A 26,547-nucleotide genomic window follows, 5' to 3' on the forward strand; every position below is an offset into this window, starting at 1 on the left:
AAATGTCGCTATGTTTCTTACGTTTGAATTCTATTTTATTGGCTTTTCACGTGTTTGAAAGCTGTTGGTGTACATTTAAAATTCTGAACAATTTATTTTAGTTTTACCAAATTATGGATACAACCTATTGGGGTGAATTAGCGGCATTATTAACGGCACTTTCATGGAGTATCGGTATCTTTCCATTCACCGAAGCGTCACGCAGAATGAATCCCAATACGGTGAATCATTTTAGGTTGCTTTTGGGAGTTATTTTGTTATCCATTTTTTTACTCTTGGCATTTCGTTTAACACCTATCCAATTGTTTACTTTGCCCCTACCCCAACATTGGTTATGGTTCGGATTATCGGGACTTGTTGGGTTAGCGCTGGGTGATTATTTTGGATTTACTTCTTATGCCATTCTTGGAACACGCACAGGTAGCTTACTCACCACCTTAGCACCGGGAGCCTCACTTGTACTGGGGTATTTTTTATTGGGTGAAGCTTTAAATTGGATTGGAATTTTCGGAATGTTGATCACCATTTCGGGAATTATATGGATAAGCATGAGTAAGAAAGAACAAGCTAAAATTGCAGACAGTGAATTTGGGAAAAAGGAAAAAGGAATTTTATTTGGTGTGTTGGCAGCCCTTTGCCAGGGATTTGGTTTGGTATTCGCAAAAATGGGGATGGGTTATGAAATTGAACATCACTCCCTTTCGTCAGTGCATGCAACTTTTATTCGCTTGTTTGCCGCAACATTTGTTACGTATGGAATTACCATAACCATTGGCCGAATGCGGGAGATTAATGAGCCCCTGTGGGAAAATAAAAATAAGGGATTAAAGTATATTGTTGCCGGAACTATTTTTGGCCCAACCTTAGGTGTGGTGCTTAGTATGTATGCTGTGTCGCTTATAAATGTATCGGTGGCACAAACCATTTTTTCAATGGTACCGGTAATTGTGTTACCCTTAGGATACGTTTTTTACCGTGAAAAGATAACACTTAAATCAACCTTAGGTGCATTGGTGGCGATTTCAGGTGTGGTTATTTTAATCTGGCGCAATGTGATTGAGACTGCTATAAGTCGTTAATTGTGCTTTTACTGAACGCAGATGACGCGGGTTGTGCTGATTTTGGCGGATTTGTTCACCTTGTTAATTCAAATGCAATCTGCATAAAAGTGTTTAATAGAACGCTGATTAACGCGGATGATTATGATTATAGCTGATTTTCTGCCTCTTAAAAAAGTTTTTTTTGGGGGGTTGCGCAGGGGTCTGGGTTCCTGATTTTGGCGGATTTGTTTACATGGCTAATTCAAAGGGATTCTACATAAATGTGTTACATTGAACGCTGATTTACGCGGATGATTATGATTATAGTTGATTTTATTCGTACGATTTTAAGATTCGCTTTTTGTAAGCTTTACATAGATCACTCCGCGCCCGCTGCGCCTCATTTGCGTGCTTTGCGATTAAAACAAACGAGAATTATTTAATGTCAATTATTTCTTATTCTTAAACAAATAATTCATAATTTTTTTGTCGGCAGCATCAAATTCCATACTTCTACGTTGATACACCCGCTCAGCTAATTCTATGGCTTTGTCAATTTGAAACACATCTGTTTCTTCCACACCTCCCCATGTAAATGAGGGTATAAACTTATCGGGGAAACCCGCGCCAAAAATATTGGCCGAAACGCCTACTACTGTTCCGGTATTAAACATTGTATTGATACCACACTTACTGTGGTCGCCCATTATTAAACCACAAAATTGTAATCCTGTGTCAGTATATTTTTTGCTTGGATAATTGTAAATCTGAACTTTTGAATAATTGTTTTTTAGATTCGAATTATTGGTATCAGCACCCAAATTACACCATTCACCAATAACGGAATTTCCAAGAAATCCATCGTGAGCTTTATTGCTGAATCCCAGTACCATAGAGTTACTTATCTCACCTCCTACTTTACTATAAGGACCAATGGTAGTAGCACCATAAACCTTGGCACCCATTTTTAAAACGGAGTGCTCACAAAGCGCAAATGGTCCGCGCACTAAAGAGCCTTCCATTACTTCGGCATCCTTGGCAATATAAATAGGTCCATCCTTGGCATTTAAAATAGAACATTCAACGGAGGCACCTTCTTCTATAAATATCCATTCCGGGTTAACGTATTTGTTGCTGCGGCTAATTGGCATAGAAGTGCGACCTGCAGTAAGCAAAACGAAATCGAGCATTATGGCTTCGGCATTCTTGGCAAAAATATCCCATACCTGGTTAAGGCGGATCACGGGAGTTTCGAGTTCCACTTGCTTTTGAAGTTTTTTTAGACTGAACTTAGCGAATGAGAATTTGGTTTTCCCATTGTTTATGGCTAGCAGTGAGCCATTGCTTACAATTCCACTACCTTCTTCCAAACCGCTAATTTTCTCAATCAATTCAGGACTAGGACATACAGCGCCATTGATGTAAATTGAATCTTCGTCCTCCTTAACAGCATAAGGAAATTTTACATTGAGGTATTCCTTAGCTAATGTGGAAGTTTTGGTATTTAGTACCTTTTCCCACTTTTCGCGGATGGTTAGGATGCCTAAGCGGATGTCGCAAACCGGGCGGGTAAAGGTAAGGGGCAATAATTGATCGTTCGTTTTGTCGTCAAAAAAGATATAGTTCATTGTGTGCTTTTTTTAGGATTGCTTGAAATGCCAAATTTAGGGCAAAAAAAAACCTTCCAACCAAATTGGCAGAAGGTTTTTTAGGTATATGAATAAAATTATTTTGCTTCAGTTGATTCTGCAACTTCTTTTTTATTGTAACGGCTGCGGAATTTATCCACACGTCCTGCTGTATCCACTAATTTAATTTTACCGGTGTAATAAGGATGTGAAGTGTGAGAAATCTCCAATTTAACTAAAGGATATTCCACTCCGTCAATTGTAATAGTATCTTTGGTTTCGGCAGTTGAGCGGGTAACAAAAGTATACTCGTTCGACATATCTTTAAAAGCTACCATACGATAGTTTTCGGGATGTAAATTGCTTTTCATTTTTAAATAATTTATTTTTTAGAGGCGCAAATTTACAGTTTTTAGCTGATTATGCAAATTTTTATTGAATGAATATTGACTATAGATTGTTTATAATTTAGATGAAAACTGCATTTATTCAATTAAAACAAGTTGATTTAAAGTGAATTTTGTTTCTAAGAAAAAACTAAGGAAATGATTTTTATCAATTTATGAGATTAAAATCACTATTCTCGCATCAAAACAAAAAAAACAATCAGCATTGAATCGTTTGAGTTTTATGAAATATTAGTTTGTTGGTTAACAAAGTTCTAATTCATTACAAAAAGCTTTTTTAGGATAAACTGCTCCCCATTATAAACTATCAAAAAATAAACTCCACTGCGTAATTCAGAAATATCCTGCTTTTGACCTTCAACCACATTTTTTTTCCAAATAATGGTACCCACGCAGTTCAAAAGCTCCATAGAATAGTTTATTTTATCTGGTACGTTTAAACTAAAATAATCCCGACAAGGGTTAGGAAATACTTGAATTGCGCTGAAACTATTTAATTCGTTCACAGAAATGATGTTTTCAATTTTCCAACTTTCTTTTAAACGGGTGTTGAGTGAATCAATACCAGTAGTATAATAAAATGCAGAACCGGAACTAAAGGCCATACCCCCTTTGCGGCCTTGTGCCGGCATGGCTGCTTGAGAATGCCAAATAGTATCATCAAAACTGTATTGCCAAAAATCATTGTAATAATTAGCTAATGAATCTATTCCGCCAAATACAAAAAGGCTATTTCCAAGTACCTGCATGGATGAATAGGTTCTTGCTTTTGCAGGGAAATTAGAAATGGGTGTCCAATTATCAGAAGTTTCAGAATATTCATATAACATGCGATTAAAATTCCCAAGCGAATCTTTGCCAAAAAGCAGATATCCTTTTGCATTTAAGGCTGCAGCATTAGCCCGCCAACTGCCCTTTGAGGGGAAATTACTTTTTTGTGTCCAGGTGTCAGTTGTAATATTATATTGCCAAACCTGCGGACTTGCTGTGATTGTTGTATTATTTCCACCCACAAAATAAGCATTATTTTGGAGCACAAAACAAGCAGCGCCAGAGAGGCCTGCACCCGGCTTGGAACTAAGCTGTGTCCAGGAATTTGAAGATGGAGAATAGCGCCATAGGTCATTTAGTACTCCAAATCCGGTTCCGCCAAAAATATAACCATTGCCATTGTATGAAAATCCACAAGCATATTGCCTTTCCATAAATTGAGGCAAAGCTGCAATTGTATCCCATGTTTCAGTTTGGGTATTAAATCGATAAAAATCCTTGCTTATAGAAAAACCGGTCTTTAACCCAGTACCACAATACACATAATTATTAATGGAAAAGCACGTCCCATCGTCGCGCTCACTTGCAGGAAAATCAGCAATTTGTTGCCAGTTTTGACTTCTCAATTCTTGTGAGAAAACGAAAAAAAGAAATGAAAATCGAAGGGCTTTTTGAATCATAGCGAGTAAAACAAAACTATTAAATTATTGTAATGCAACGCTGATAAATAGTAATTATTGAGCGGATTGCAGATTATATAGATATTCGGTTAAATTTAAATTTTATTCCATCTGAGAAAATGGTTGTTTATCGCACCAAATTATTGTTCAGAAGCTTGAACAATAAGTAATATCATACGATTTGTAGTAATGAAAATTCATTACAAAGAAATTAGTATTTTCGAACTCGAAAAAAATGGCATAGCTATTGGTTAGGCCAAGATTCAACTAAAAAAAAGAACTATGAACAAAAAAATTTACCTACTTTTTGTAGCAGCAACACTCAGCATTAGCAGCATTTTTGCACAAGTTTCCAACCTTATTTTATTTACCGAACAAGGCGAACAGTTTACCGTTATCTTAAATGGCATTAAACAAAATGACCGTCCCGAAACCAATGTAAAAGTTACCGGATTAAATGCTCCGAATTACAAATTAAAAGTAATTTTTGTCAACAAAAGTATTGGCGATATGGACAAAACGGTGTTTGTAGATGCCGGTTCAGAAATAACCTATGCCATTAAAAAAAATGCACAAGGGGTATATACTTTACGCTTGCAAAGCACCGTGCCAATGGCGCAATCAATGCCTCCAAGCGCACATCAAAGTGTTGTTATGTACCACAACACGCCTACATTAGTGCAGCAATCAACTACAACAACCACGACTTACGGCGAACCAGATAATGTGAATATAAATGTTGGAATTGGAGGTGTTGGAATGAATGTAAATGTGAATGGTATGGATGGCTACGGCAGCACACAAACTACTACTACCACAACTACTACAACCAGTAGCAGCAGTAACTACGATCAACCGGTGCAACAGCAGCCACAACATCAACAACAACAGCAAAATGTATATTCAATGCCCGGTTACAATGGTCCGGTGGGCTGCCCTTGGCCCCTTTCGCGTCAGGATTTTGATGGTGTAAAGAATTCTATTTCATCAAAGAGCTTTGACGAAACCAAACTTACTATTGCCAAACAAGTAATTGCAAGCAATTGCTTACTATCCGGGCAAGTAAAAGAAATTATGATGCTTTTTAGCTTTGAAGAAACAAGATTGGATTTGGCCAAATATGCTTACGGTTATACTTTTGATATTGGGAATTATTACAAGGTGAACGATGCTTTTAGTTTCTCTTCTTCTATTGATGAGTTAAATTCTTACATCAGCAGTTTTCAGCGCTAAGATTAAAATTCTACTTTTGAAGCCCTTCTGAATGACATTCATTTTGAAGGGCTTTATTTTTTATCCATGAAAACAAAAACAGTTTTATTATTGGGAAGTATTTTAGCCGGTACTGCTGTAATTTTAGGCGCCTTGGGGGCACATGGCTTAAAACCACTGATTACGCCCGAGCAACTTACTAGTTACGAAACAGGTGTTCGGTATCAAGTATATCATGCTTTTGCATTATTATTAATTGCTGCTTTAGATGATAAAATAAAATTCAACTTCCTTCGATATGCTGCATGGGCCTTTGTATTAGGAATTGGATTATTCTCCGGTTCAATCTACCTTTTATCTTTGCATGACCTCATTGGATTAACAAATTACAAGTGGCTCGGCCCGATAACTCCTTTAGGTGGCTTGTGTTTTATAGCCGGTTGGATTTTTGCGGGCATTGGTGCACTTAAATCAGACAACGCATAAGATGCAATTGCCATATAACTTATTACTTGCTTCAAAATCGCCGCGAAGGCAACAGTTGCTACGGGATTTAGGTTTTAGTTTTGAAGTAAAAACAAAAGAAGTGGACGAAAGCTTTCCTACAGAATTGAAGGCCGAACAAATACCTCTCTATCTCTGTGCACACAAAGCAAATCATTTTGATGCAGAGCTGGAAGACGATAAGAACCTTGTCATTACTGCCGATACGGTTGTTTGGGTAGAAAATGAAGTCTTAAATAAACCCGAAAATTTTGAAGATGCGGTGCGTATGTTAAAAATGCTTTCTGGAAAAATGCATGAAGTGTTTACCGGAGTTTGCCTTAAATCAAAGCTCAAAACCGAAACTTTTTTTACTGCAACTAAAGTTTATTTTAAAACGCTCAGCAACGCTGATATAGAAACTTATATTTCTACTTGTAAACCTTACGACAAGGCAGGTTCCTACGGTGCACAAGAAACTTTAGCACCTAATATGAATCCTTGTTCAGCGCAGGAAATTGAGTTTTTAATCCGAATTGGTAAATTGGATGTAATTGAAAAAAGCATCCAACCAACGGCATCACAAAATCAAATTGCATTAATCGATAAAATTGAAGGCTCGTATTTTAATGTGATGGGATTGCCGATAGAGCAATTACATGAAAAATTAATTCATTACTAAATTTATTTTCAGACATTCTGTGAAGCTATCCAAGCAGTAGTCCATGCTGCTTGAAAATTAAATCCGCCTGTGATACCATCTATATCAAGCACTTCGCCGGCAAAAAATAAATTCTTACACACTTTACTTTCCATGGTTTTAAAATCAACTTCATCGAGTTTAACTCCACCACAGGTTACAAATTCCTCTTTGAAAGTTGTTTTTCCTTTGGCTTGATAGGTATCGTTGCAAATAATTTCAGCCAGTTTATTGAACTGTTTTTTCGAGACATCGCCCCATTTTAAATTTTCAACAATATCGGCCTTCGCCAAAAAATACTCCCATAAGCGTTTCGGAATCTCGTTCCACGGGCAAGTGCTGACCTGCTTTGCAGCCCTTTCGTTTTTAAAATTTGTAAATTCCTTTTGAATGGTTTCGAAATTAAATTGAGCTAACCAATTGATCCGAATTTCGAATGTATAATTGCGTTCAAAAAGTTTACGTGCACCCCATGCAGAAAGCTTTAGCACTGCAGGACCGCTAAATCCCCAGTGTGTAATTAACAATGCCCCTTCCTGACTAAGTTTGGTACCGCTAATTGAAACTTTAGCATGTTGCACCGATAGTCCCATTAATTTGCTGATGGGTGTATTTGGAATATTAAAAGTAAATAATGATGGAACGGGGGCTTCTATGCTATGACCTAATTTTGTTAGGTAGTCATAATCAATTTGCTTTGCACTTCCACCATTTGCGATGATCAGTTTATTACAACTGAATTCCCCGCCATTTTCCATTTGAATTAAAAACCCATTTTCACGTTTTTGAATCGCTTTTACATTGGCTTGTAATTTCAGTTGTACATGATATTTTTCAGCTTCTTGCATCAAGCAATCCACAATGCTTTGAGAGGAATTGCTTTGTGGAAACATACGACCATCCCCTTCCGCCTTGAGCGCTACTCCCCTGCTTTCGAACCAGTTGATGGTGTGGGTTGTATTGAATTGATGAAATGCTTGAAACAACTGCTTTTGTCCACGCGGATAGCTTTTAACTAACTGTTGGATATCAAAGCAGGCATGGGTTACATTGCATCTTCCACCTCCAGAAACTTTTACTTTAGAAAGCAGCTTTGTTGATTTTTCGAGCAATAAAACCTTGGCTGTTGCATTTTTTTGTGCTGCATTGATGGCTGCAAAAAAACCGGCTGCTCCCCCTCCTATTACAACAATTGTTTTTTGATCCATTAAACAGTTCCAGCTACTTGTTGTTGCAAAAGTGGTAAAAAAAACAATCTCCTGTTCTAAATTTTTCTCATTAAACTCAAATAGAACGCTGATCTATTAGGATGATTATGATTTTTTATGAGGTAGTAATGTATCCTACAGCAGTTGCATGGAAAGGATTTTGGTAATAGCTGATTGCCATTGTTTAATGAATGAATATCAATCATGATGTTTTTGTATTAATAAGCTTAATACAAAGCCTTATTTTTATTTGAAAACAAAAAAACTATCTTCAAGCCTTAAATTTTTGAGTAAAGAATTATATGGTAAAAGAAAAACAAAAAAACAAAGCAACTGTCTCAAATAGCGGTTCAACAGCCATTTCGAAGTGGTTGCCTTTGCTATTTTTTTTCTTAGCATTTTTCATTTATTCCAACACGCTCCAACATGAATATGCCCAAGATGATGATATTTATACACGCAAGAACAGCTTTATTCAAAAAGGTATAAGTTCTTTTCCTGAGCTTGTAAAACAAGGTAGTTTGGTTGGTTTTGACAGCACCAATGTTTCGGATTACCGACCTTTAGTATTAATAAATTTTGCTCTCGAAAAATCGCTTTTTGGAAATTCACCAAAGGCAAATCACTTTTTTAACGTATTACTCTACGCCTTAATATGTACACTTTTATTTTTCTTTTTAAGAAAAATATTTTCCAATTATCCCATTTATGTCCCCTTATTAATTGTGTTGCTTTTTATGCTGCATCCCTTGCACACCGAGGTAGTGGCAAATATTAAAAGCAGGGATGAATTGCTTTGTTTTTTATTTGGATTGATTTCACTGCATTTTATTTTTAAATACGAAAGCAGTCATAATCTAAAACATGCCGTGTGGAGTTACATCAGCTTTTTCTTGTGCCTCTTGTGCAAGGAGAATGGTTTTACCTTTTTGGGATTAATCCCACTTTTACTTTATTTTTTCACACCTTCAACTTTCAAAAGAATTGTGCTTTTAAGCCTGCCCTTCGTTGCAATTGCCGGGCTTAATTTACTTATTCGCATGGCTGTGTTAGACTCGCTCATGCTTTCAAAAAATTTAGTTTTAATGGACAATTCATTGATAGCTGCAACGAACTTTAGTGATCAATTGGCCACTAACTTTACCATGTTATTAAAGGCTATTACCTTATTGTTTTTCCCCATCACTTTATCCTATGATTACTCCTTTAATGAATTTCCAATTGTAAGCTGGAGCAGTATTGAGGCATTGCTTTCCTTGCTGCTTTATTTGGGGCTTGGCATGATTGCAATTCTTGGACTAAAAAAGAAAAGTATTTTTTCATTTGCCATTCTTTTTTATTTAATCAGCTATTCCCTTACTTCCAATTTGTTTTTTAAGATTGGATCTTCATTTGCCGAGCGCTTCCTGTTTGCGCCATCTCTGGCCTTTTGCATTGCTTTTCCATTTTTGCTGGCACTTATTCTTAAGTTAGATTTAAAAAAAGTTAGCGCAAGCATTGCTTCCAAATTAATTGCTACTTGCTTGGTGTTGTGTTTGCTTTTTTCGTTTAAAACCATTTCAAGAAATGCCGTTTGGAAAAATAATTCGACGCTTTTTGCATCCGGAATCGAAACTGCTCCCAACAGCGCCCGTGTACATTTTGCTTATGCAAATGAATTTCGCGAAAAAGTAGAAGGCAGTGCAGACCTTTTTGTGAAGCAAGAAGCTGCGAAATCAGCCATTTCATCTTACCAAAAAGGACTTGCAATTTATGATAAGGATGAGCGTATTTACTACAACATGGGCGTGGTGTACTACAACATAAACGAAATTGAAAAAGCGAGTGAAGTGTATGAAAAAGCACTAAAAATAAAACCTGATTATCCCGAAGCTTTAAATAATATGGGTGTAATTTATTTTAATAAAAAGGAATATGCTACGGCTCAATCGTATTTCAAAAAAGCGATACAAAGCAATTCAAAATATACCGATGCTTACGCTAATTTAGGTGCAAGTTTTCACAACATGGGTGACCCTAAATCCGCCATCCCATATTTCGAAAAGGCAATGGCATTAAGTCCCAGCAATGGAATATTTAACAATTTGAGCATGGCATATGGGGCAATTGGCGATACTGCAAAAGCAAGTTATTATGCGGCACAAGCAAAACTTTATTAAAAAACAGCCAACGAAAATTCGTATTTTTGACACTTCCATTAAAATGAAAAAATGAAAAAAAACTTACTCTTACTTTGTTTAACTTTTGCATTTGCAGCGGCTAAAGCCCAAATCACCATAACTAAAAATGATTTTGCCATTGCAGGCGACACTTTTCGAGTGAGTAATGCATCGGGCATCGGCATCAATAATTTAGACACAACGGGTGCAAACATCACTTGGGATTATTCTTCCTTAACGGCACTGACACAAACTGTGGATACCTTTGTTGCGGTTTCTTCAACACCATTCTTATATCAACTGTATTTTAATAATCAGTTTACTTATCCCAACACAAAAGCAACAGTAGCCACAAAAATTGCAACACCGGCATTACCTCCGGGGGCTCCTATTACCATAAGCAATTCCTATGGTTTTTATAAAGTAAACACGGCGGCATTTGCGCAAGTAGGATTTGGAGCCACAATTAGTGGACTACCCACTTCTATTCCTTACGATTCATTGGATTATGTGTATCGCTTTCCGATGAATTATTTAAATGAAGATTCCTGCAAGTATAAGTTTCAACTGAGTTTACCGGGCATTGGATACTTAAGAAGAAGGGCGACACGTGTGAACATAGTGGATGGATGGGGAACATTGATTACTCCTTTTGGAACTTTCAACACTTTGCGGGTGAAATCAACCACTTATGCTACGGATACGATATATATTACCCAACTGATGTTTGGGACTCAAATTGTGCAACAACCAACTGTTGAATACAAATGGATTGGTGTTAACAGTGGTATTCCCTATTTGACCATTAATGCTACGGATGGGCCGCTGCAAACGGTTACTTCGGTTAGTTACAGAGACAGCATTCGTCCGGTAATTTCAATTGGGCTAGCTGAGCAAAATGAAATCAATAATATGCTTGTTTATCCTAACCCTGCCGACACTAAAAGTATTTTATCTTTTGAACAAAAGCAAAGTGGGAAAGTAAAGATTGAATTATACTCGGCCAATGGAACACTGATTCGCATGCTTACAGATGCTTATCTGCCGCAAGGACTTAATGTAATTCCTATTGATTTAACAGCAGAAACAAGTGGTTTGTACTTTGTTAGAATAAAAAATGATTCTTACTCTGTTACAAAAAAACTGAGTCGCTTTTAATATTAAACAGGGTCAACGTCTGCAACTAGAACGATAGACTTGTATTCCGGAATTTGTTTTAATTCCGCACTTAAAGCAGCAATTTTTTGTTTGGACTGCTGAATGGATATTTCCTTTTCTAATTTTATTAAAATATTTTTCAAAAAATAATTGCGTACGCGCGAAACAGCAGGAAATTCGGGACCTAGCACGCGATGAGCAAAACTCAAGCGCAATTGATCAGCATAGTCGGCAGCCGCATTGTTTAAAATATTTGCATCCTTGTGCTTAAGCGTAAGTTTAATTAATCGATAAAATGGTGGATACAAATAATTTTTGCGTTCCAACAATTGTGCGGTATAAAATTCTTCCCAACTATTTTCAATAACCGTGCGAATTACCTGATGGTTGGGTGTATGCGTTTGAATAATTACTTTTCCTCGTTTGTCTTTCCGCCCTGCTCGCCCACTCACCTGTGCCATGAGTTGGTAGCTGCGTTCAAAAGAACGAAAATCGGGAAAATGCAACATGCTATCGGCATTCAATATCCCGACTACACTCACATGGTCAAAATCTAAACCCTTTGTCACCATTTGTGTACCAACTAAAACATCTACCTGCTGTTCCTCAAAACTTTGAATAATTTGTTGGTAGGCGTATTTGCTGCGGGTTGTATCGAGGTCCATTCTGGCGATACGGGCTGTTGGAAAAAAGATGGCAAGTTCTTCCTCAATCTTTTCGGTTCCAAATCCCTTCATCAACATCTCGGTGGAACCGCATGCTTCGCAGGCTGTAGGAGGTTTTGTACTAAAGCCACAATAATGGCATTTTAATAAATTTACGTTTTTATGATAGGTTAAACTCACGTCGCATTGCGTGCATTGCGGCACCCAGGCACAGGTATTGCACTCGAGCATTGGAGCAAATCCACGACGGTTTTGAAATAATATTACCTGCTCTTTATTCTCTAAGGCCATTTGAATATGATTGAGCAACAAAGGCGTAAAATGCGATTTCATTTCTTTCCGCTTTTTTGCTTCTTGCACGTCCGCTAGTAAAATTTCAGGAAGCTGAACCCCACCAAATCTTTCGGTTAACTGCACATACCCATATTTATTTTGAGTGGCATTAAAATAACTTTCTAAGGCCGGAGTTGCTGAACCCAATAGCGTTTTAGAACGATGAACTTGCGCTAAAAAAAGTGCTGAATCGCGTGCATTATAGCGCGGTGCAGGATCGTATTGTTTGTAAGAAGTATCGTGTTCTTCATCCACAATTATTAATCCCAAATCAGCATAAGGCAAAAACAAAGCAGAACGGGCGCCAATGATGAGTTGATAATTTGAATTTGTGCGCAATCCATCAATTCTATCAGGGGATTCAAGCTTGTTAACAGCTTCGCTATTTAAGGTTCCTTTCGCAGGATCGTTCGGTTGAAAAGCAAGTACTTTATTCCAAACTTCTACCCTTTCGTTTTCACTAAATTTACTGTGATACACACCCACCACTTCGCCAAAAAATTTACGAATGCGGTTAATGATTTGAGTGGTTAATGCGATTTCGGGCAGCAAGTATAAAACTTGCTTTCCGCGAGCCAGGACATCTGCAATAAGTTTGACATAAATTTCGGTTTTACCGCTTGAGGTTACACCCTGCAAAAGCACCACTTCCTTTTTAGAAAAATCCGAATTAATTTTTTGGTAAGCCTTTTCTTGCTGTTCACTTAAATTTACGGTTTTGCCTTCCGATGCAAAGGTTCCCAGCCTATCTATTTCCAATTCATAAATTTCGAGCACCTGCTTTTTCACCAAGTCATTTAAAACGGATGCCCCGGCCCCACTTTCATTTAATAACTCTTTCTTTTTAACTGCTTTTGGAAAATTGGAATACCTTTCGGACAGCTTAATAAAAGCCATCAGCACTTGTAATTGCTTAAATGCCTTTTTCTCTAATTTATCAAAAATTTCTTTTAACTTTTCTTCGGAAGACGCTTGTTCGCTAAGTCTTACATACTGTTCGACCTTAGCTTTAAATCTGTCTTTCAATTCTTCCTCAACCAGCACAACATTTTTCTCTAGGAGGCTTTTTATAATGGGATAAGCTATCTTGAGTCCAACAATCTCGCTGGCTTCTTGAATTGAAATTACTTCTCTTAATTGAAGGGCCTCAGCAATTAAAAATTCCTTATCGCTTAAACTTTGCTCGAGTAATGATTTTTGTTCATCCGATTGTGCAGTATAAGCAGGATTGAGCAATATTTTGGTTTCGCTCGATAATTTTAACCCGGATGGAAGTGCTGCATTCATTACTTCGCCAACAGTACACATGTAGTATTTCGCCATCCATTCCCACAACTCAAGTTGTTTTTGATTCACGATTGGTGTTACATCCAAAATGCTATCGATGTATTTGGCCTCGTATTTTGAAGGCGGTGTGGAATGAACGCTTCTCACAATTGCTGTATACAATTTGCTTTTACCCAACTGCACCACTACCCGCTGACCAACAAGAACATGTTCATTTAAATCGAAGGGAACGCGATAGGTGTAGCGCTGTGGCAATGCCAGCGGCAAGATAACATCGATAAATAAAGTAGTCCTTTCCATCATACAACTCGATCAAAGCGGCACTGCAAAATAGTTAGCAATATGCCCATAGCTAGCATCATTCAAACATATCAATTATATTTGAACTCTATAAAACATTTCAAAAATAGAATGCTCGAGTTAAAAAACAGCATGCCCCGTTGGATTATTTTGTTAATTGATGTGGCCATCTGTATAGTATCGCTTTGTATTGCTTATTTGCTTCGATTTAATTTTTCGATGCCCCCAGAAGCGGATAAAAATGCTTTACCGCTTGTGTTTGCGCTAGTTATCGGGATTAGACTACTATCCTTCTTTATTGGTAAAACCTATGCCGGCATTATTCGCTACACCAGTACAGAAGATGCGAAACGAATTTTTATAACGATTACTGCCGGGAGTTTGTTTTTTATCGGGTGCAATCTTTTCTCCTATCTCTACAATCAAACTTTCCTCATTCCATTTTCCATTGTTTTTATTGAATTGATGAGCACCATTTTTATTATGATTAGCTCAAGGGTTATGGTAAAGCTGTTGTACTTTAATCAAAAAAGTCGTTTGCAGGAAAAGATTAATGTAATTATTTACGGTGCCGGAGAAGCAGGATTAATAGCTAAAAGAACACTCGATAGAGATGCCGGAACAAAATATAAAGTGCTTGCCTTTATTGACGACGATAAAAATAAAAGCAAAAAAAAATTGGAAGGTGTGAGTATTTATACTCCAGATGACTTGCAAAATTTATTGAGTGAGAACGATGTGGCGCATGTTATTATTTCGATTCAAAACATTGCTGCGGCGCGCAAACAGGAGATTGTGGAAAAGTGTTTTCAATATTCGACTAAGGTGCTTACGGTTCCTCCAATTAATAACTGGATTAACGGCGAATTGAGTTTTAAACAGATTAAAAAAATAAATATTGAGGATTTATTGGGTCGTGACCCGATTAAACTGAATTTGGATGGCATAAAAAAGCAATTGTCACAAAAAACAATCTTAGTAACCGGCGCGGCTGGCTCTATTGGAAGCGAACTGGTGCGTCAAATTTTAAAATTTAATCCAAGCAAAATAATTTTATTCGATCAAGCGGAGTCGCCTTTGTATGAGCTGGAAATGGAGCTTTCGGATTTTGCAAAAAAACACATTACGGAATTCGTTATTGGGGACATCAGAAATATTGAACGACTCGAAAATGTATTTCGCACCTTTCAACCGGATGTGGTGTATCATGCAGCTGCCTATAAGCATGTGCCGCTTATGGAAGAAAATCCTTCGGAAGCTTTGCTCACGAATGTGCTAGGAACTAAAAATGTTGCTGATTTAGCTGTAAAATATAAGGTTAAAGAATTTGTGATGGTATCGACCGATAAGGCCGTGAATCCAACTAATGTAATGGGCGCTTCCAAACGCATAGCTGAGATTTACACACAGTCATTAAATGCCACTTGCGCCACAAAATTTATTACCACTCGCTTTGGCAATGTGCTAGGGAGCAATGGTTCGGTAATTCCGCGTTTTAAAAGGCAGATTGAAAAAGGCGGACCCATTACGATTACACATCCTGAAATTACCAGGTATTTTATGACCATACCCGAATCTTGTCAGCTGGTGCTGGAAGCAGGTTCGATGGGTAAAGGAGGCGAAATATTTATTTTCGACATGGGTGAATCGGTGAAGATTATTGATTTGGCTAAGAAAATGATTCGTTTATCTGGATTGACTTTAGACAAAGACATTCAGATAATTTACACAGGCTTACGACCGGGAGAAAAACTTTTTGAAGAATTGTTGAACGATGCTGAAAACACAATCGCCACGCATCATTCACAAATATTAATTGCGAAGGTAATCCCGAATGAATTTGGAGAAACTTCCGAAAAGATTTTGCGCCTTATTGCTCTTTTTGATGGGCAAAACAATCTTGAAATTGTTGGTAAAATGAAGGAATTGGTTCCGGAGTTTAAGAGCAATAATTCTGTTTTCGAAAAATTGGATGGCTAGCACAAATTACGATTGTGCCATAATTGGTGGGGGGTTGGCAGGATTGTGCTTATCCATACAACTTGCACGAGCGAAGCATTCCGTTGTACTTTTTGAAAAAGAAAGCTATCCCTTTCATAAAGTTTGTGGAGAATACATTGCCATAGAATCGTGGGATTTTTTGGAAGCTATGGGTGTGCCCTTATCCAAAATGGATTTACCTCGCATAAAACAGCTAAAAATTTCTGCACCCAATGGAAATGTTATTGAGCATGATTTGCAAGCGGGTGGTTTTGGAATTAGCCGCTTTACATTGGATGCACTCTTGGTGGACCTTGCTATAAAAGCAGGTGTAACAGTGTTATCCAAAACTAAGATAGAAGATGTTGCCTTTGTTGAAAATGAGTTTACCTTAAAAACAAAAGAGCGCAATTATTCAGCAAAACTGGTATGCGGTGCATTTGGTAAAAGAGCCAATATGGATGTGCGCTTGAAAAGAAGTTTTATTGAAAACACCAGTGATTATGTGGCTGTAAAATACCACGTAAAAGCAAATCTACCGGCCGACAGTATTGAGTTACACAACTTTAAGGATGGCTATTGCGGCATTAGTAAAGTGGATAATGAGCGTTATTGTTTGTGTTACCTCACCAGCGCAAAAAACCTAAAAGCCAACAACAATAGCATTAAACAGATGGAGAAAAATGTGTTGATGAAAAATCCGTTTTTAAATAAATATTTCAGCGAGTTTCCATCCCATTATGACAGGCCCTTAGTAATATCCCAAATTAATTTTTCTAAAAAAAACAGTATCGAGAACCATATATTAATGCTGGGAGATGCTGCAGGATTGATTACTCCGCTATGTGGCAACGGAATGAGTATGGCCATGCATGCATCAAAAATAGCTTTCCGAAATATTGATTTATTTTTTTCCGGAAAAATAGCGCGTGAAGCATTAGAACAGAACTATAGTATAGAATGGAAAAGCACTTTTGCCAAAAGAATTAAAGCAGGCAGAATATTGCAAGGCTTTTTTGGGAATAATTTTATAACGAATTGGGTTATTCGGCTGCTAAAACCCTTTCCAAAGTTGGTTGATAGCCTGGTTGCATTAACGCATGGGAAGACTTACTAAATAATAATTCTTTATTTACTTATTTTAAATTCAGCATGCTTTGCCAGTGTTCGCATGGCCATGAGTAAACTAATCAAGCAAAGAAATGCACCCATTAAAAACGGCGCTCCTGCAAACTTTATGGGACTTGCATCATTGGTGAAATAGGAAAATAGTCCCGTCATTAAAACGGGTCCAATAATAGAAGCAATGCTCATTAAACTGGTTAAACCGCCTTGCAACTCTCCTTGTGCATTGGGAGGCACCTGGTTTGAAATTATGCCTTGCAGCGCTGGACCACCTATCCCGCCAAGGCAATAAGGAATTAAGATGGCAAACATCATCCAACTTTGCGTGGCGTAAGCAAATAGAATAAAGCCAATTAAATTAAGCCCTAAGCCAAAATAAACAGAACGCTTTTGACCTAACTTTGGATTCACTACACGAATTAAACCACCCTGCACAATTGCCACCATAATGCCCACAAATCCTAAAGAGTAACCCACCATTTTTTCGTTCCAACCAAATTCTTCCATTGTAAAATAGGTCCAAGTGCTTTGCAAGGCATACCCGGCTACATAAATAAAGAATAAGGAACCTACCAAGCCCAACACCACAGGATATAATCTTAAATTTAGCAAGGAACCAATCGGATTGGCGCGTTTCCATTCAAATTCACGGCGGTGAGCCAAATCAAGCGATTCAGGCAGTACAAAAAATCCAAATAGGCAATTTAATAAGGATAACGCCGCAGCTGCAAGAAATGGCACACTGGTTCCGTAAGAAACCAATAGTCCGCCAACTACAGGACCAATAATAAAACCCAAACCAAAAGCGGCTCCAATCATACCAAAGTTTTGTGCTTTCTTTTCAGGTGTGCTTATATCCGCAATGTATGCAGCTCCTGTGGTAAAACTAGCACCACATATCCCGGAAATTAAACGTCCTACAAAAAACCAAGCAATGCTTGGAGCAAAGGCCATGAATATATAGTCGATTCCCAATCCAAAAAGTGAAAAAAGCAAGATGGGTCGGCGTCCAAATTTATCGCTAAGTCCACCCAATACCGGCGAAAACAAAAACTGCATGATGGCATAGGTAAACATTAACCAGCCCCCATAGCGCGCAGCATCGCTAAGGTTACCGCCAATCATGCCTTGAATTAATTTAGGCAAAACCGGAATAATTATACCAATTCCAATAACATCAATAAGCAGGGTAATAAAAATAAAACCAATGGCTGCACCTTTTTTATCCTTCATAATTTTTTTTGCAATGATACGATGATTTTCTTTTGTAAGTGCTTAGTAAAAAAGTTCGCTTCAATACATACAATAAACTTTATCCATTTTAGTTTAGCTAATTACAAAATCCAAAACCATGAAAATAAATCGAATTGGTTTATACGGCTTGATTTCGCTAATAGCCTTTAAAGAGTGCCAAAGCATGAATATTACAGCTGCGTTAAAACAAAGCTTAGTGAAAACAACTATTATTTGGCAGCGAGCATCGGAGGAAGAAAGCACCAGTCTGCGACATGGCAATAACTTAGTAGTATCTCTTCAAAACCTGAGTGGAAAAAATTTGGATATAGAAATTCCTGAAGGTTTTATGTTTACCGCATCAGACAGCACAAAGCAGAATATGCTTCTAATTACTGCCCTTCAATATAATTTGTTGCCGGGTCAAAGTAGTTCTAAAGCAGCGCATGGATATTGCTGTGAGGCGCAGGATCTAAGCCCGGGTGAAAAGGATGTATATAAAATAAAAAAGGAAGCATCAGCAGGATTAAAGTTATTAGCGCAATTTGTGTCGGCCAATAATTTGGAGGGCTACGCAGTGCAGCGGGCTGTGTGGTGTGTATCCGACAGAAATGATTTAGCCACTATTAATTCCACCGATAGTAGTGAGTTGCGCAAACTAATTGATTTTACAGGTAGTTTGATGCATTATTCAAGGGCCGAAATAAATAAAGCATTTCAGAAATCCACTCAAGGAGGAAAGGAATTCGAAAAAATTATACGCCTCGAAATACCTGTAAACAGCAACGAAAGCCAAGTTTGGATTGTTATCCATAACATCAATTCCAACAAAGTTCAAACAGTAATGACAAAACAAAAACCCGGAAAGGGAATGCTGGTGAAAAATTTTGGCGTATCGAGTATAGACTTAGGCAAAGGCGAATTTACGGTGCGGGTATATTCGACAGACCGACCGGTGCAAGAACAAAAATTTAAATTAGACGCCTAATTTTGCCTTCAACCAATCAATTATTTTTGGATATTTGAGCCCTCAAAACTCCAAAAAATGAAACATATTTCGGTAATTGGTTCTGGAACAATGGGCAATGGTATTGCGCATACCTTCGCTCAAAATGGCTACACAGTTAGTCTCGTGGATATTTCTCAGGATGCCTTAAATAAGGCGGTTGAAACGATTGGTAAAAATCTTGACCGCATGATTGCGAAAGGAACAATTGCTGAGGCAGAAAAAACGTCAACACTCGCTAATATCAAAACGTATACAACTTTGCAAGATGGTGTTAAGGACGCAGATTTAGTGGTAGAAGCAGCAACTGAAAACCTTGACATTAAACTAAAACTTTTCCGTGATTTAGACAGTTTTTGTAAGCCTGCAGCCATTTTATCGAGCAATACTTCATCTATCTCAATAACTAAAATAGCTTCCGTTACCAAGCGTCCCGAGAAGGTGATTGGCATGCATTTTATGAATCCGGTGCCTTTAATGAAATTGGTGGAAGTAATACGTGGTTATTCCACTTCCGCAGAAGTAACAACACTTATCATGGAAACTTCTCGGAAATTGAATAAGATTCCCGTGGAAGTGAACGACTATCCGGGCTTTGTGGCCAATCGCATTTTAATGCCGATGATTAATGAAGCAATAATTTCATTGTTTGAAGGCGTTGCCGGCGTTGAAGAAATTGACAATGTTATGAAATTAGGAATGGCACATCCTATGGGACCACTTCAATTAGCTGATTTTATTGGTTTAGATGTGTGTCTTTCAATATTAAACGTATTGCACAGTGGTTTTGGAAATCCAAAGTATGCACCTTGTCCTTTGTTAGTAAACATGGTTACCGCAGGAAATATGGGAGTTAAATCCGGACAAGGATTTTATACTTACACCAAGGGCAGTAAGGAGTTAGTTGTGGCACCTTCGTTTAAGAAGTAATCACTTGATTTTCTTACTATTTGAGATCAAGTAAAAACTTAATTGTATCCACATTATCGGCATAATCCCAAAGCTCCGGCTGTTGCGCTTTTCCAAAGGGAATTCGATTATTAATATCAGGAATTGCGGATACAATGCATTGAATTTTTGAAGCATCTTCAGCAAACCGATTGTTTAAAGCAGCAATATCCTCGTAATACTCATAAAAAATAACCGCTACCGGAGAGGCATATTCCTCGCTCTTTACTAAAAATAAAAAACCATTTTCGAGTAAGCCTTCTTTGTCCTTACCCATTAGGTACACCGCTCTATTGTAGTCGAAGTTATTGGCGTATTTATTATGGTTGATAATTTCTTTGAAAGGAAAAATGGCATTAAAGAATTTATTCATGTCATAGCCTTGCGGGATAAAGAGTTTGGATACATTTCGGCAGCCCAATCCATAATACGTAAATATATCCTCACCCAGTTTTTGAAGGTCATCCATGCTTTCACTGCCATCGAGGACAGCCAGTGAATTTCTGTTTTTGCGAATTATATGCGGAATTTTGCCAAAGTAATATTCAAAATAGCGCGCAGTATTTCCACTTCCTGTTGCTATAACTGCTTCACAATCGTTTAAACGGTTTTCGGTAAAATTGATAAATGCCGCAAATTCTGGAGCTATGCTACACAAAATCTTTACAAAAAACGGAAGCAATGTTTTATCATCGCTCGAAAGCTTTATCATTACATGGTTTCCGCTAATGAGTACAGCTAAAAAATCATGAAATCCTACCAAGGGAATATTTCCTGCCAAGACGAGACCTACATCTTTAGGGGATTTATTTTCATTCGGGAAATCGTAGGAACCTATCCAGGTTTGAATTTTAGCCTCCTCGAGCATTTTTGCAATTGATACAATTGCCAGTCTAACATTGCTTTCAGTAAACCAACCATTTTGCAGTTTAACGATTGAAAATAATTCTTGTGCCGCATCAAAATAAAGCGCATTTAAGTTTTTAAACTGTTTATCGTTTCGCTTGCCTGTGCCAAGTTGCTGCAGATATAAACCGAGTTGAACAAAGGCATTTGCCCTTTGCTGAATTGTCATGTGTTGAAAAGTAAATTTGAATTTTGTAAATCCTTCTTATATTTGCAAAGTAAAGGCAAAAAAATTAACCAGTATATAAAGCAAATTTATGGCAATTAAAATAACTGAAGAATGTATCAATTGCGGGGCTTGCGAGCCGGAATGTCCAAATAACGCAATTTATGAAGGTGGAAACGAATGGCGCTTAGCTGATGGAACAAGTTTAAAAGGCGCGGTTACCTTGTTGAGCGGCACCAATTTGGATGCAGATGCTCCCCAATCGCCGAAAGCAATGGACGTTTATTATATTGTTAGTGATAAATGTACAGAGTGCGTTGGGTTTCATGATGAACCACAATGTGCTGCTGTTTGCCCAGTTGACTGCTGTGTAGACGATATGGATGTGCGTGAATCGAAAGAGGATTTATTAGCTAAAAAAGGATTTATGCATGTGTAATTAATCAAATCAAAATACAAGAAAGCCATTCTATTTTTGGGATGGCTTTTTTATTGCCTATGAAAAATAAACTCATTTTTTTATTATTGTTCCTATGGATATCAGCTGCATTTGGGCAAAATGTTGCGCTTTTTGCGTATGAAGATTCAATTATTCGAATGCATCAACAAGTGCTGGAAACAGAAAACGATTCCGCAAAACTCCTAGTCAATACACGGTTCGGCGCTTTAATTACACGTGCCGCAACTCAGGAAAATTCAATAAATTATCCATTCGACTCGCTTAAAAGTATTTCCATTTTAACGGCAAGCGATAAATCATTTCGCATTTTTAATTGGGAGCTTGGGCTTTCGGATGGGAATATTAATTATTATGGCATTATCCAAACACTTAATCGGAAAACAAATCAATACATAATATCCCAGCTTATAGATCAATCAAATAAACTAAAAAAAGCCGAAACAATGGTATTGGAACCCGGCAATTGGTATGGTGCACATTATTATAAATTGATTGAAACAACCTATAAAAAAAAGGTAGTGTATACTTTGCTTGGTGCGAATTGGAGCAATGCGCTTGTGCGAAAAAAAATTATTGAGCCGCTTCAAATTGGGAACGATGCCAAAGCCAAATTTGGCGCAGCTATTTTTCAAACAAAAACGAATGGATTAAAAAGAATTGTTTTTAATTATTCCTCAGAAGTGAGTATGAGCTTGCGATTCGATGATAACCGGAAACAAATTTTATATGATCACTTAGTACCTAGAAGTCCTGAATTAAAAGGGCAGTATGAGTTTTATGGTCCGGATATGAGTATTGATGGATTGCATTTTAAAAAAGGAAAATGGCAATTGCTGGAGGATGTGGATGCACGCAATGAAAAGCGAAAGTAAGCTGCCATGCTTACACCAATTTTTGTTAAAAGCTCCTAGTTCAAAAATTCCCTAGTCGATAAACCTTAAAATTCCTTTTCTTTGCGTCGCAAAAAATCCTAAAAAAAATAGATGTACTCGCTATTAAAAAAAGAAATTCGTAGTTTTTTGAGTTCCTTGATTGGATACATTGTGATTTTTGTATTTCTCTTGGTGCTCAATTTGTTTTTATGGGTTTTTCCCGGCGATTTCAACATTTTGGATGCCGGCTATTCCAGCATTGATTCGCTGTTTGTGATTGCTCCCTGGGTGTTTATGTTTTTGATTCCTGCGGTTACCATGCGTTTGTTTGCCGATGAAAAAAAGTCGGGTACGATTGAACTTTTACTTACTCGCCCCTTAACGGATTTACAAATAATTCTTTCAAAATATTTTGCAGGTTTATTACTTGTCTTATTTTCCTTGCTTCCCACTTTAGTGTATTATTTTTCGGTTTCACATTTAGGAAATCCACCCGGAAACATTGATACCGGAGGCATGTGGGGGTCGTACATTGGTTTGTTATTTTTAGCGGGTGCCTTTGTTGCCATTGGAATATTTGCCTCCAGCATTTCTGAAAATCAAATAATTTCATTTATAGTGGCGGTATTTTTCTGCTTTATTTTTCATACCGGATTTGATTCTCTAAGTTCCTTAAATGCCTTGCAATCCATGCAAGGATTTATTATTAATTTGGGAATAAATGAACATTATATTTCTATGAGTCGCGGGGTTATTGATACACGCGATGTTATTTATTTTTTGAGTTTGATTTCGCTGTTTATACTTTTTACTAAAACTACCTTAGAAAGCAGAAAATGGCAATAAAGCAAGGCAGTAGTGCGAAACGTTTTAGTTTAATTCAGCTGGGAATAACCTTGGCAATAATTGTGTTAATCAATATTGCCGGTAGTTTTGTATTTCATCGCTTTGATTTAACTTCCGAAAAAAGATACTCCCTCGCTCCTGCTACCAAAGAGCTCTTGACGAATTTAGATGACATTGTTTTGGTAAAAGTTTATCTGGAAGGTGAATTTCCTGCCGGATTCAAACGCTTGCGCAATGAAACCAAAGAAATGCTGGATGAGTTTCGCGCCTATGCCGGAGACAATGTGCAATATGAATTTATCAATCCATCGGAAAATCCGGACGAAAAAAAACGGAATGAAGTGTATCAGCATTTGTTTAAACAAGGGCTGCAACCTACCAACCTTACGGTAAAGGAAGAATCAGGCAAATCACAACAAATTATTTTTCCGGGAGCAATTTTCTCGTACAAAGGCAAAGAAATTTCTGTCCAACTCCTTAAAAGCCGCTTGGGTGTTAGCTCTGAAGAAATGCTTAACAGCAGTATACAACAGTTGGAATATGAATTTAGCAATTGCATTCGCAAACTTTCTAAACCGGTAAAGCTAAATGTGGCGTTTATAAAGGGGCATGGCGAATTGGATCAAAAACACACTTCGGATATTGCGCGCTCCTTGGATGAATATTATTCTTTGCGTGAAATTACACTAGGTGAAAATATTCATGCACTCGAAAAATTTGATGCGGCCATAATTGCAAAACCCGATTCCGCTTTTAGTGAAAAGGATAAATTTATATTAGACCAATTTGTTATGCGGGGCGGTAAACTGATGTGGTTTATTGACCCGGTATTTGCGGATATGGACAGTTTGCAAAATAAGTTGGGCATGACTTTCGGAATTGCCAATCCGATTAATTTGGATGATATGTTGTTTAAATATGGTGTACGTTTAAATGATAATTTGGTGCAAGATTTACAAGCCGCTCCCATACCCATTGTAACCGGATACAGTGGTAATCAGCCACAGCAAAGCCTTTTCCCTTGGTATTATATGCCTTTAATTGTGCCTGAAAATGTGCACCCCATTGTAAATAATTTGAATGCCATAAAATTTGAATTTGCCAGTACCATTGATACAATTGGAAATGCAGGAATTAAAAAAACAATTTTATTGCGTACCTCCAAATACACAAAACTCTTGAATGCACCGGTGCGCATTAGTTTAGGAATTGTGCAGCAAGAACCGCAACAGGAGCAGTTTAATAAACATTTTGAAGCCGTAGCCGTTTTATTGGAAGGTAAATTTGAATCGGTATTTAAAAACCGAATTGCCCCTGCAATTGCCAAGAGCAATGAAATTAAATTTAAAGCCGAAAGCAGTCCTACTAAAATGATTGTGGTGAGTGATGGAGATGTTATAAAAAATGGGGTGGCAAAAAGCAGTGGAAAGGTTTACCCGCTTGGATTTGATCGCTATACTAATCAGCTTTATGGAAATACAAATTTCATTCTTAATTCCATGAATTACCTAACTGATAACAGTGGTTTGATTTCGATTCGATCACGTGAATTAACATTGCGCTTGTTAGACAAGGAGATTCTTAAAAATCAAAAAACGCGCTGGCAGATTATCAATACGGTTGTTCCAATACTGCTGCTATTGATTTTTGGGTTAATTCAATACATCCTGCGTAAGCGGAAGTACACAAAATAAAATTTCATTTCTACCTTTGCATTAAATTGAAGCGGGTTGAATTCAAAAACCGATTAGCTGTATCGAATTAAAAACACAAAGGAGTTGAAATTTAAAACTCAGGATTATTTTGCATTTACTTCGCATGCTGCATTTGGCTCCAGTTTAAGCGCATGGCTTAAAATACTCTACAAAAACAAGTTCGCTATCCACCTCTACTTTATTCCAAAGGCAATATTCATAAGCGTTGCCATCTTTTTGGGAATCCCCTTTAGATGGTTTGAACGCATGAAATACAGGAAGAAAATCGCAGCTCAAAAAATAAAACAACCTGTTTTTATTATTGGACATCCGCGCAGTGGCACTACTTTTTTGCATTATTTGATGAGTAAGGACGCTCAGTTTGCGTTTTGTACCACGACTCAGGCAATTCTACCACATGTGTTTTTAAGCGGTTCAGGTGTACTTAGTCCATTTATTTCAAAAGCACTTCCTCCATTGCGCCCCATGGATAATTTACGCATGGGTAGTGAACAGCCTAAGGAAGAAGAATTCGCAATGGTATCCTTTGGACCGGAAAGTATGATTAGTGGATTTTATTTTCCAAAAAATTACACACAAATTTTTAAGCAAGATGTTTTATTTGAAGGAAATTTAAGTGGAGAAAAAAACTGGAAAAATAACTTTGATTATTATTTACGAAAGTTAAGTTATGCAAATAGTGGGAAACGCTTATTGCTTAAAAGTCCAGCAAATACAGGCAGAATAAAACAAATTTTGGAACTTTATCCGGATGCTAAATTTATTCACATACATCGAAATCCATACGAAGTATATTCCAGTACAATTCATTTATTTGCAAAAATGCTTCCTATTTTGTCATTTCAAAAAATAAAAAAAGAACAAATTGAAACTGCTGTTTTTGAATGTTACACGGCGCTTTACGAAAAATACTGGGATGAGAAAAAGCTCATTCCGGATACTAATTTGGTAGAAATTGATTATGCCCATTTTATTAATGACCCACTTTCCAATTTAGAGAAAATTTATGGATTTCTTAATTTAAAAGGGTTTAAGGAGGCTTCTCCTGAAATTCAGAAAGAGTTGTTGAGTTATAAAAACTATGAAACAAATAAGTTTGAACTCAATCCAAATGCCAGAGCAAAGATTGCTGAAAAATGGAAAGTTGCTTTTGAAAAATTTGGTTATCAGATTTGATGGGCTCTGTGGAATTGAACGCTGATTTTTTAGGATGATTATGATTTTTTAGGATTGATTGAATAGAACGCGGATTGGGCGGA

Annotated in this window: 22 protein-coding genes; 15 read left to right on the forward strand and 7 right to left on the reverse strand. The window is 37.3% G+C overall.

What is annotated here, in order from left to right; genetic code table 11:
- Positions 1-113 precede the first annotated feature (113 nt).
- A complete protein-coding gene (locus IPP32_09615; protein MBL0048335.1) occupies positions 114-1,079 on the forward strand; it encodes a DMT family transporter in 966 nt (321 codons plus the stop codon).
- Positions 1,080-1,489: 410 nt separating this feature from the next.
- On the opposite strand, the gene IPP32_09620 is transcribed toward IPP32_09615, so the two are convergent.
- The 3 genes from IPP32_09620 to IPP32_09630 form a co-directional block, all read right to left on the reverse strand.
- Positions 1,490-2,668, reverse strand: coding sequence for a GlmU family protein (locus tag IPP32_09620; protein MBL0048336.1), 1,179 nt, complete (start codon positions 2,666-2,668; stop codon positions 1,490-1,492).
- A 98-nt stretch (positions 2,669-2,766) separates the two neighbouring features.
- A complete protein-coding gene (locus IPP32_09625) occupies positions 2,767-3,039 on the reverse strand; it encodes a type B 50S ribosomal protein L31 (protein ID MBL0048337.1) in 273 nt (90 codons plus the stop codon).
- A gap of 290 nt (positions 3,040-3,329) precedes the next feature.
- Complete coding sequence (locus IPP32_09630; GenBank protein MBL0048338.1) at positions 3,330-4,526, reverse strand: T9SS type A sorting domain-containing protein; 1,197 nt, start codon at positions 4,524-4,526, stop codon at positions 3,330-3,332.
- Between the two features lie 282 nt (positions 4,527-4,808).
- Here IPP32_09630 and IPP32_09635 point away from each other — a divergent pair, with 282 nt between their 5' ends.
- The 3 genes from IPP32_09635 to maf all read left to right on the forward strand — a co-directional run bounded on the left by IPP32_09635 (position 4,809) and on the right by maf (position 6,903).
- Complete coding sequence (locus tag IPP32_09635; protein MBL0048339.1) at positions 4,809-5,759, forward strand: DUF4476 domain-containing protein; 951 nt, start codon at positions 4,809-4,811, stop codon at positions 5,757-5,759.
- A 66-nt stretch (positions 5,760-5,825) separates the two neighbouring features.
- Positions 5,826-6,224: a DUF423 domain-containing protein gene (locus tag IPP32_09640; protein ID MBL0048340.1), complete on the forward strand. Its 399-nt coding sequence runs from the start codon at positions 5,826-5,828 to the stop codon at positions 6,222-6,224.
- A gap of 7 nt (positions 6,225-6,231) precedes the next feature.
- The gene (gene maf / locus IPP32_09645; GenBank protein MBL0048341.1) at positions 6,232-6,903 is read left to right on the forward strand and encodes a septum formation protein Maf; all 672 of its coding nucleotides are present in this window, start codon (positions 6,232-6,234) and stop codon (positions 6,901-6,903) included.
- 8 nt (positions 6,904-6,911) lie between these two features.
- On the opposite strand, the gene IPP32_09650 is transcribed toward maf, so the two are convergent.
- Positions 6,912-8,129 carry an NAD(P)/FAD-dependent oxidoreductase gene (locus IPP32_09650; GenBank protein MBL0048342.1) on the reverse strand — a complete coding sequence of 406 codons (1,218 nt, stop codon included), beginning with the start codon at positions 8,127-8,129 and terminating at the stop codon, positions 6,912-6,914.
- 302 nt (positions 8,130-8,431) lie between these two features.
- Between IPP32_09650 and IPP32_09655 the strand changes: the two genes are divergently transcribed.
- Positions 8,432-10,288, forward strand: coding sequence for a tetratricopeptide repeat protein (locus tag IPP32_09655; GenBank protein MBL0048343.1), 1,857 nt, complete (start codon positions 8,432-8,434; stop codon positions 10,286-10,288).
- A 51-nt stretch (positions 10,289-10,339) separates the two neighbouring features.
- Complete coding sequence (locus IPP32_09660) at positions 10,340-11,446, forward strand: T9SS type A sorting domain-containing protein (protein MBL0048344.1); 1,107 nt, start codon at positions 10,340-10,342, stop codon at positions 11,444-11,446.
- A 2-nt stretch (positions 11,447-11,448) separates the two neighbouring features.
- Here the strand turns inward: IPP32_09660 and priA are convergent, their stop codons facing one another.
- On the reverse strand, positions 11,449-14,034 hold the full coding sequence (priA, locus tag IPP32_09665) for a primosomal protein N' (protein ID MBL0048345.1): 2,586 nt from the start codon (positions 14,032-14,034) through the stop codon (positions 11,449-11,451).
- A 108-nt stretch (positions 14,035-14,142) separates the two neighbouring features.
- Between priA and IPP32_09670 the strand changes: the two genes are divergently transcribed.
- Entirely contained in the window at positions 14,143-16,011 is a 1,869-nt protein-coding gene (locus tag IPP32_09670) for a polysaccharide biosynthesis protein (protein ID MBL0048346.1), read from the forward strand.
- Positions 16,004-17,128, forward strand: coding sequence for an NAD(P)/FAD-dependent oxidoreductase (locus IPP32_09675; GenBank protein MBL0048347.1), 1,125 nt, complete (start codon positions 16,004-16,006; stop codon positions 17,126-17,128). The genes IPP32_09670 and IPP32_09675 overlap by 8 nt, the downstream gene beginning before the upstream one ends.
- 11 nt (positions 17,129-17,139) lie before the next feature.
- Here IPP32_09675 and IPP32_09680 read toward each other — a convergent pair whose 3' ends face one another.
- On the reverse strand, positions 17,140-18,369 hold the full coding sequence (locus IPP32_09680) for a TCR/Tet family MFS transporter (GenBank protein ID MBL0048348.1): 1,230 nt from the start codon (positions 18,367-18,369) through the stop codon (positions 17,140-17,142).
- A 118-nt stretch (positions 18,370-18,487) separates the two neighbouring features.
- On the opposite strand from IPP32_09680, the gene IPP32_09685 reads away from it, so the two are divergent.
- Both IPP32_09685 and IPP32_09690 read left to right on the forward strand, forming a co-directional pair.
- Positions 18,488-19,357, forward strand: a complete 870-nt coding sequence (locus IPP32_09685; protein MBL0048349.1) for a hypothetical protein — start codon at positions 18,488-18,490, stop codon at positions 19,355-19,357.
- Between the two features lie 57 nt (positions 19,358-19,414).
- On the forward strand, positions 19,415-20,305 hold the full coding sequence (locus IPP32_09690) for a 3-hydroxybutyryl-CoA dehydrogenase (protein MBL0048350.1): 891 nt from the start codon (positions 19,415-19,417) through the stop codon (positions 20,303-20,305).
- 16 nt (positions 20,306-20,321) lie between these two features.
- Here the strand turns inward: IPP32_09690 and IPP32_09695 are convergent, their stop codons facing one another.
- Positions 20,322-21,398, reverse strand: coding sequence for an acyl-CoA reductase (locus IPP32_09695; GenBank protein MBL0048351.1), 1,077 nt, complete (start codon positions 21,396-21,398; stop codon positions 20,322-20,324).
- Positions 21,399-21,486: 88 nt separating this feature from the next.
- On the opposite strand from IPP32_09695, the gene IPP32_09700 reads away from it, so the two are divergent.
- The 5 genes from IPP32_09700 (at position 21,487) to IPP32_09720 (ending at position 26,464) form a co-directional block, all read left to right on the forward strand.
- On the forward strand, positions 21,487-21,834 hold the full coding sequence (locus IPP32_09700) for a 4Fe-4S dicluster domain-containing protein (protein ID MBL0048352.1): 348 nt from the start codon (positions 21,487-21,489) through the stop codon (positions 21,832-21,834).
- 59 nt (positions 21,835-21,893) lie between these two features.
- Positions 21,894-22,727, forward strand: a complete 834-nt coding sequence (locus IPP32_09705) for a hypothetical protein (protein ID MBL0048353.1) — start codon at positions 21,894-21,896, stop codon at positions 22,725-22,727.
- Positions 22,728-22,838: 111 nt separating this feature from the next.
- Positions 22,839-23,573 carry a gliding motility-associated ABC transporter permease subunit GldF gene (gene gldF, locus IPP32_09710; GenBank protein ID MBL0048354.1) on the forward strand — a complete coding sequence of 245 codons (735 nt, stop codon included), beginning with the start codon at positions 22,839-22,841 and terminating at the stop codon, positions 23,571-23,573.
- On the forward strand, positions 23,564-25,267 hold the full coding sequence (gene gldG / locus IPP32_09715; protein MBL0048355.1) for a gliding motility-associated ABC transporter substrate-binding protein GldG: 1,704 nt from the start codon (positions 23,564-23,566) through the stop codon (positions 25,265-25,267). Before gldF ends, gldG begins: the two co-directional genes overlap by 10 nt.
- 84 nt (positions 25,268-25,351) lie before the next feature.
- A complete protein-coding gene (locus tag IPP32_09720; GenBank protein ID MBL0048356.1) occupies positions 25,352-26,464 on the forward strand; it encodes a sulfotransferase in 1,113 nt (370 codons plus the stop codon).
- The last annotated feature ends 83 nt before the right edge of the window (positions 26,465-26,547 follow it).

It is taken from the genome of Bacteroidota bacterium (assembly GCA_016721765.1).
In the GTDB taxonomy this organism is placed as follows: domain Bacteria; phylum Bacteroidota; class Bacteroidia; order UBA4408; family UBA4408; genus UBA4408.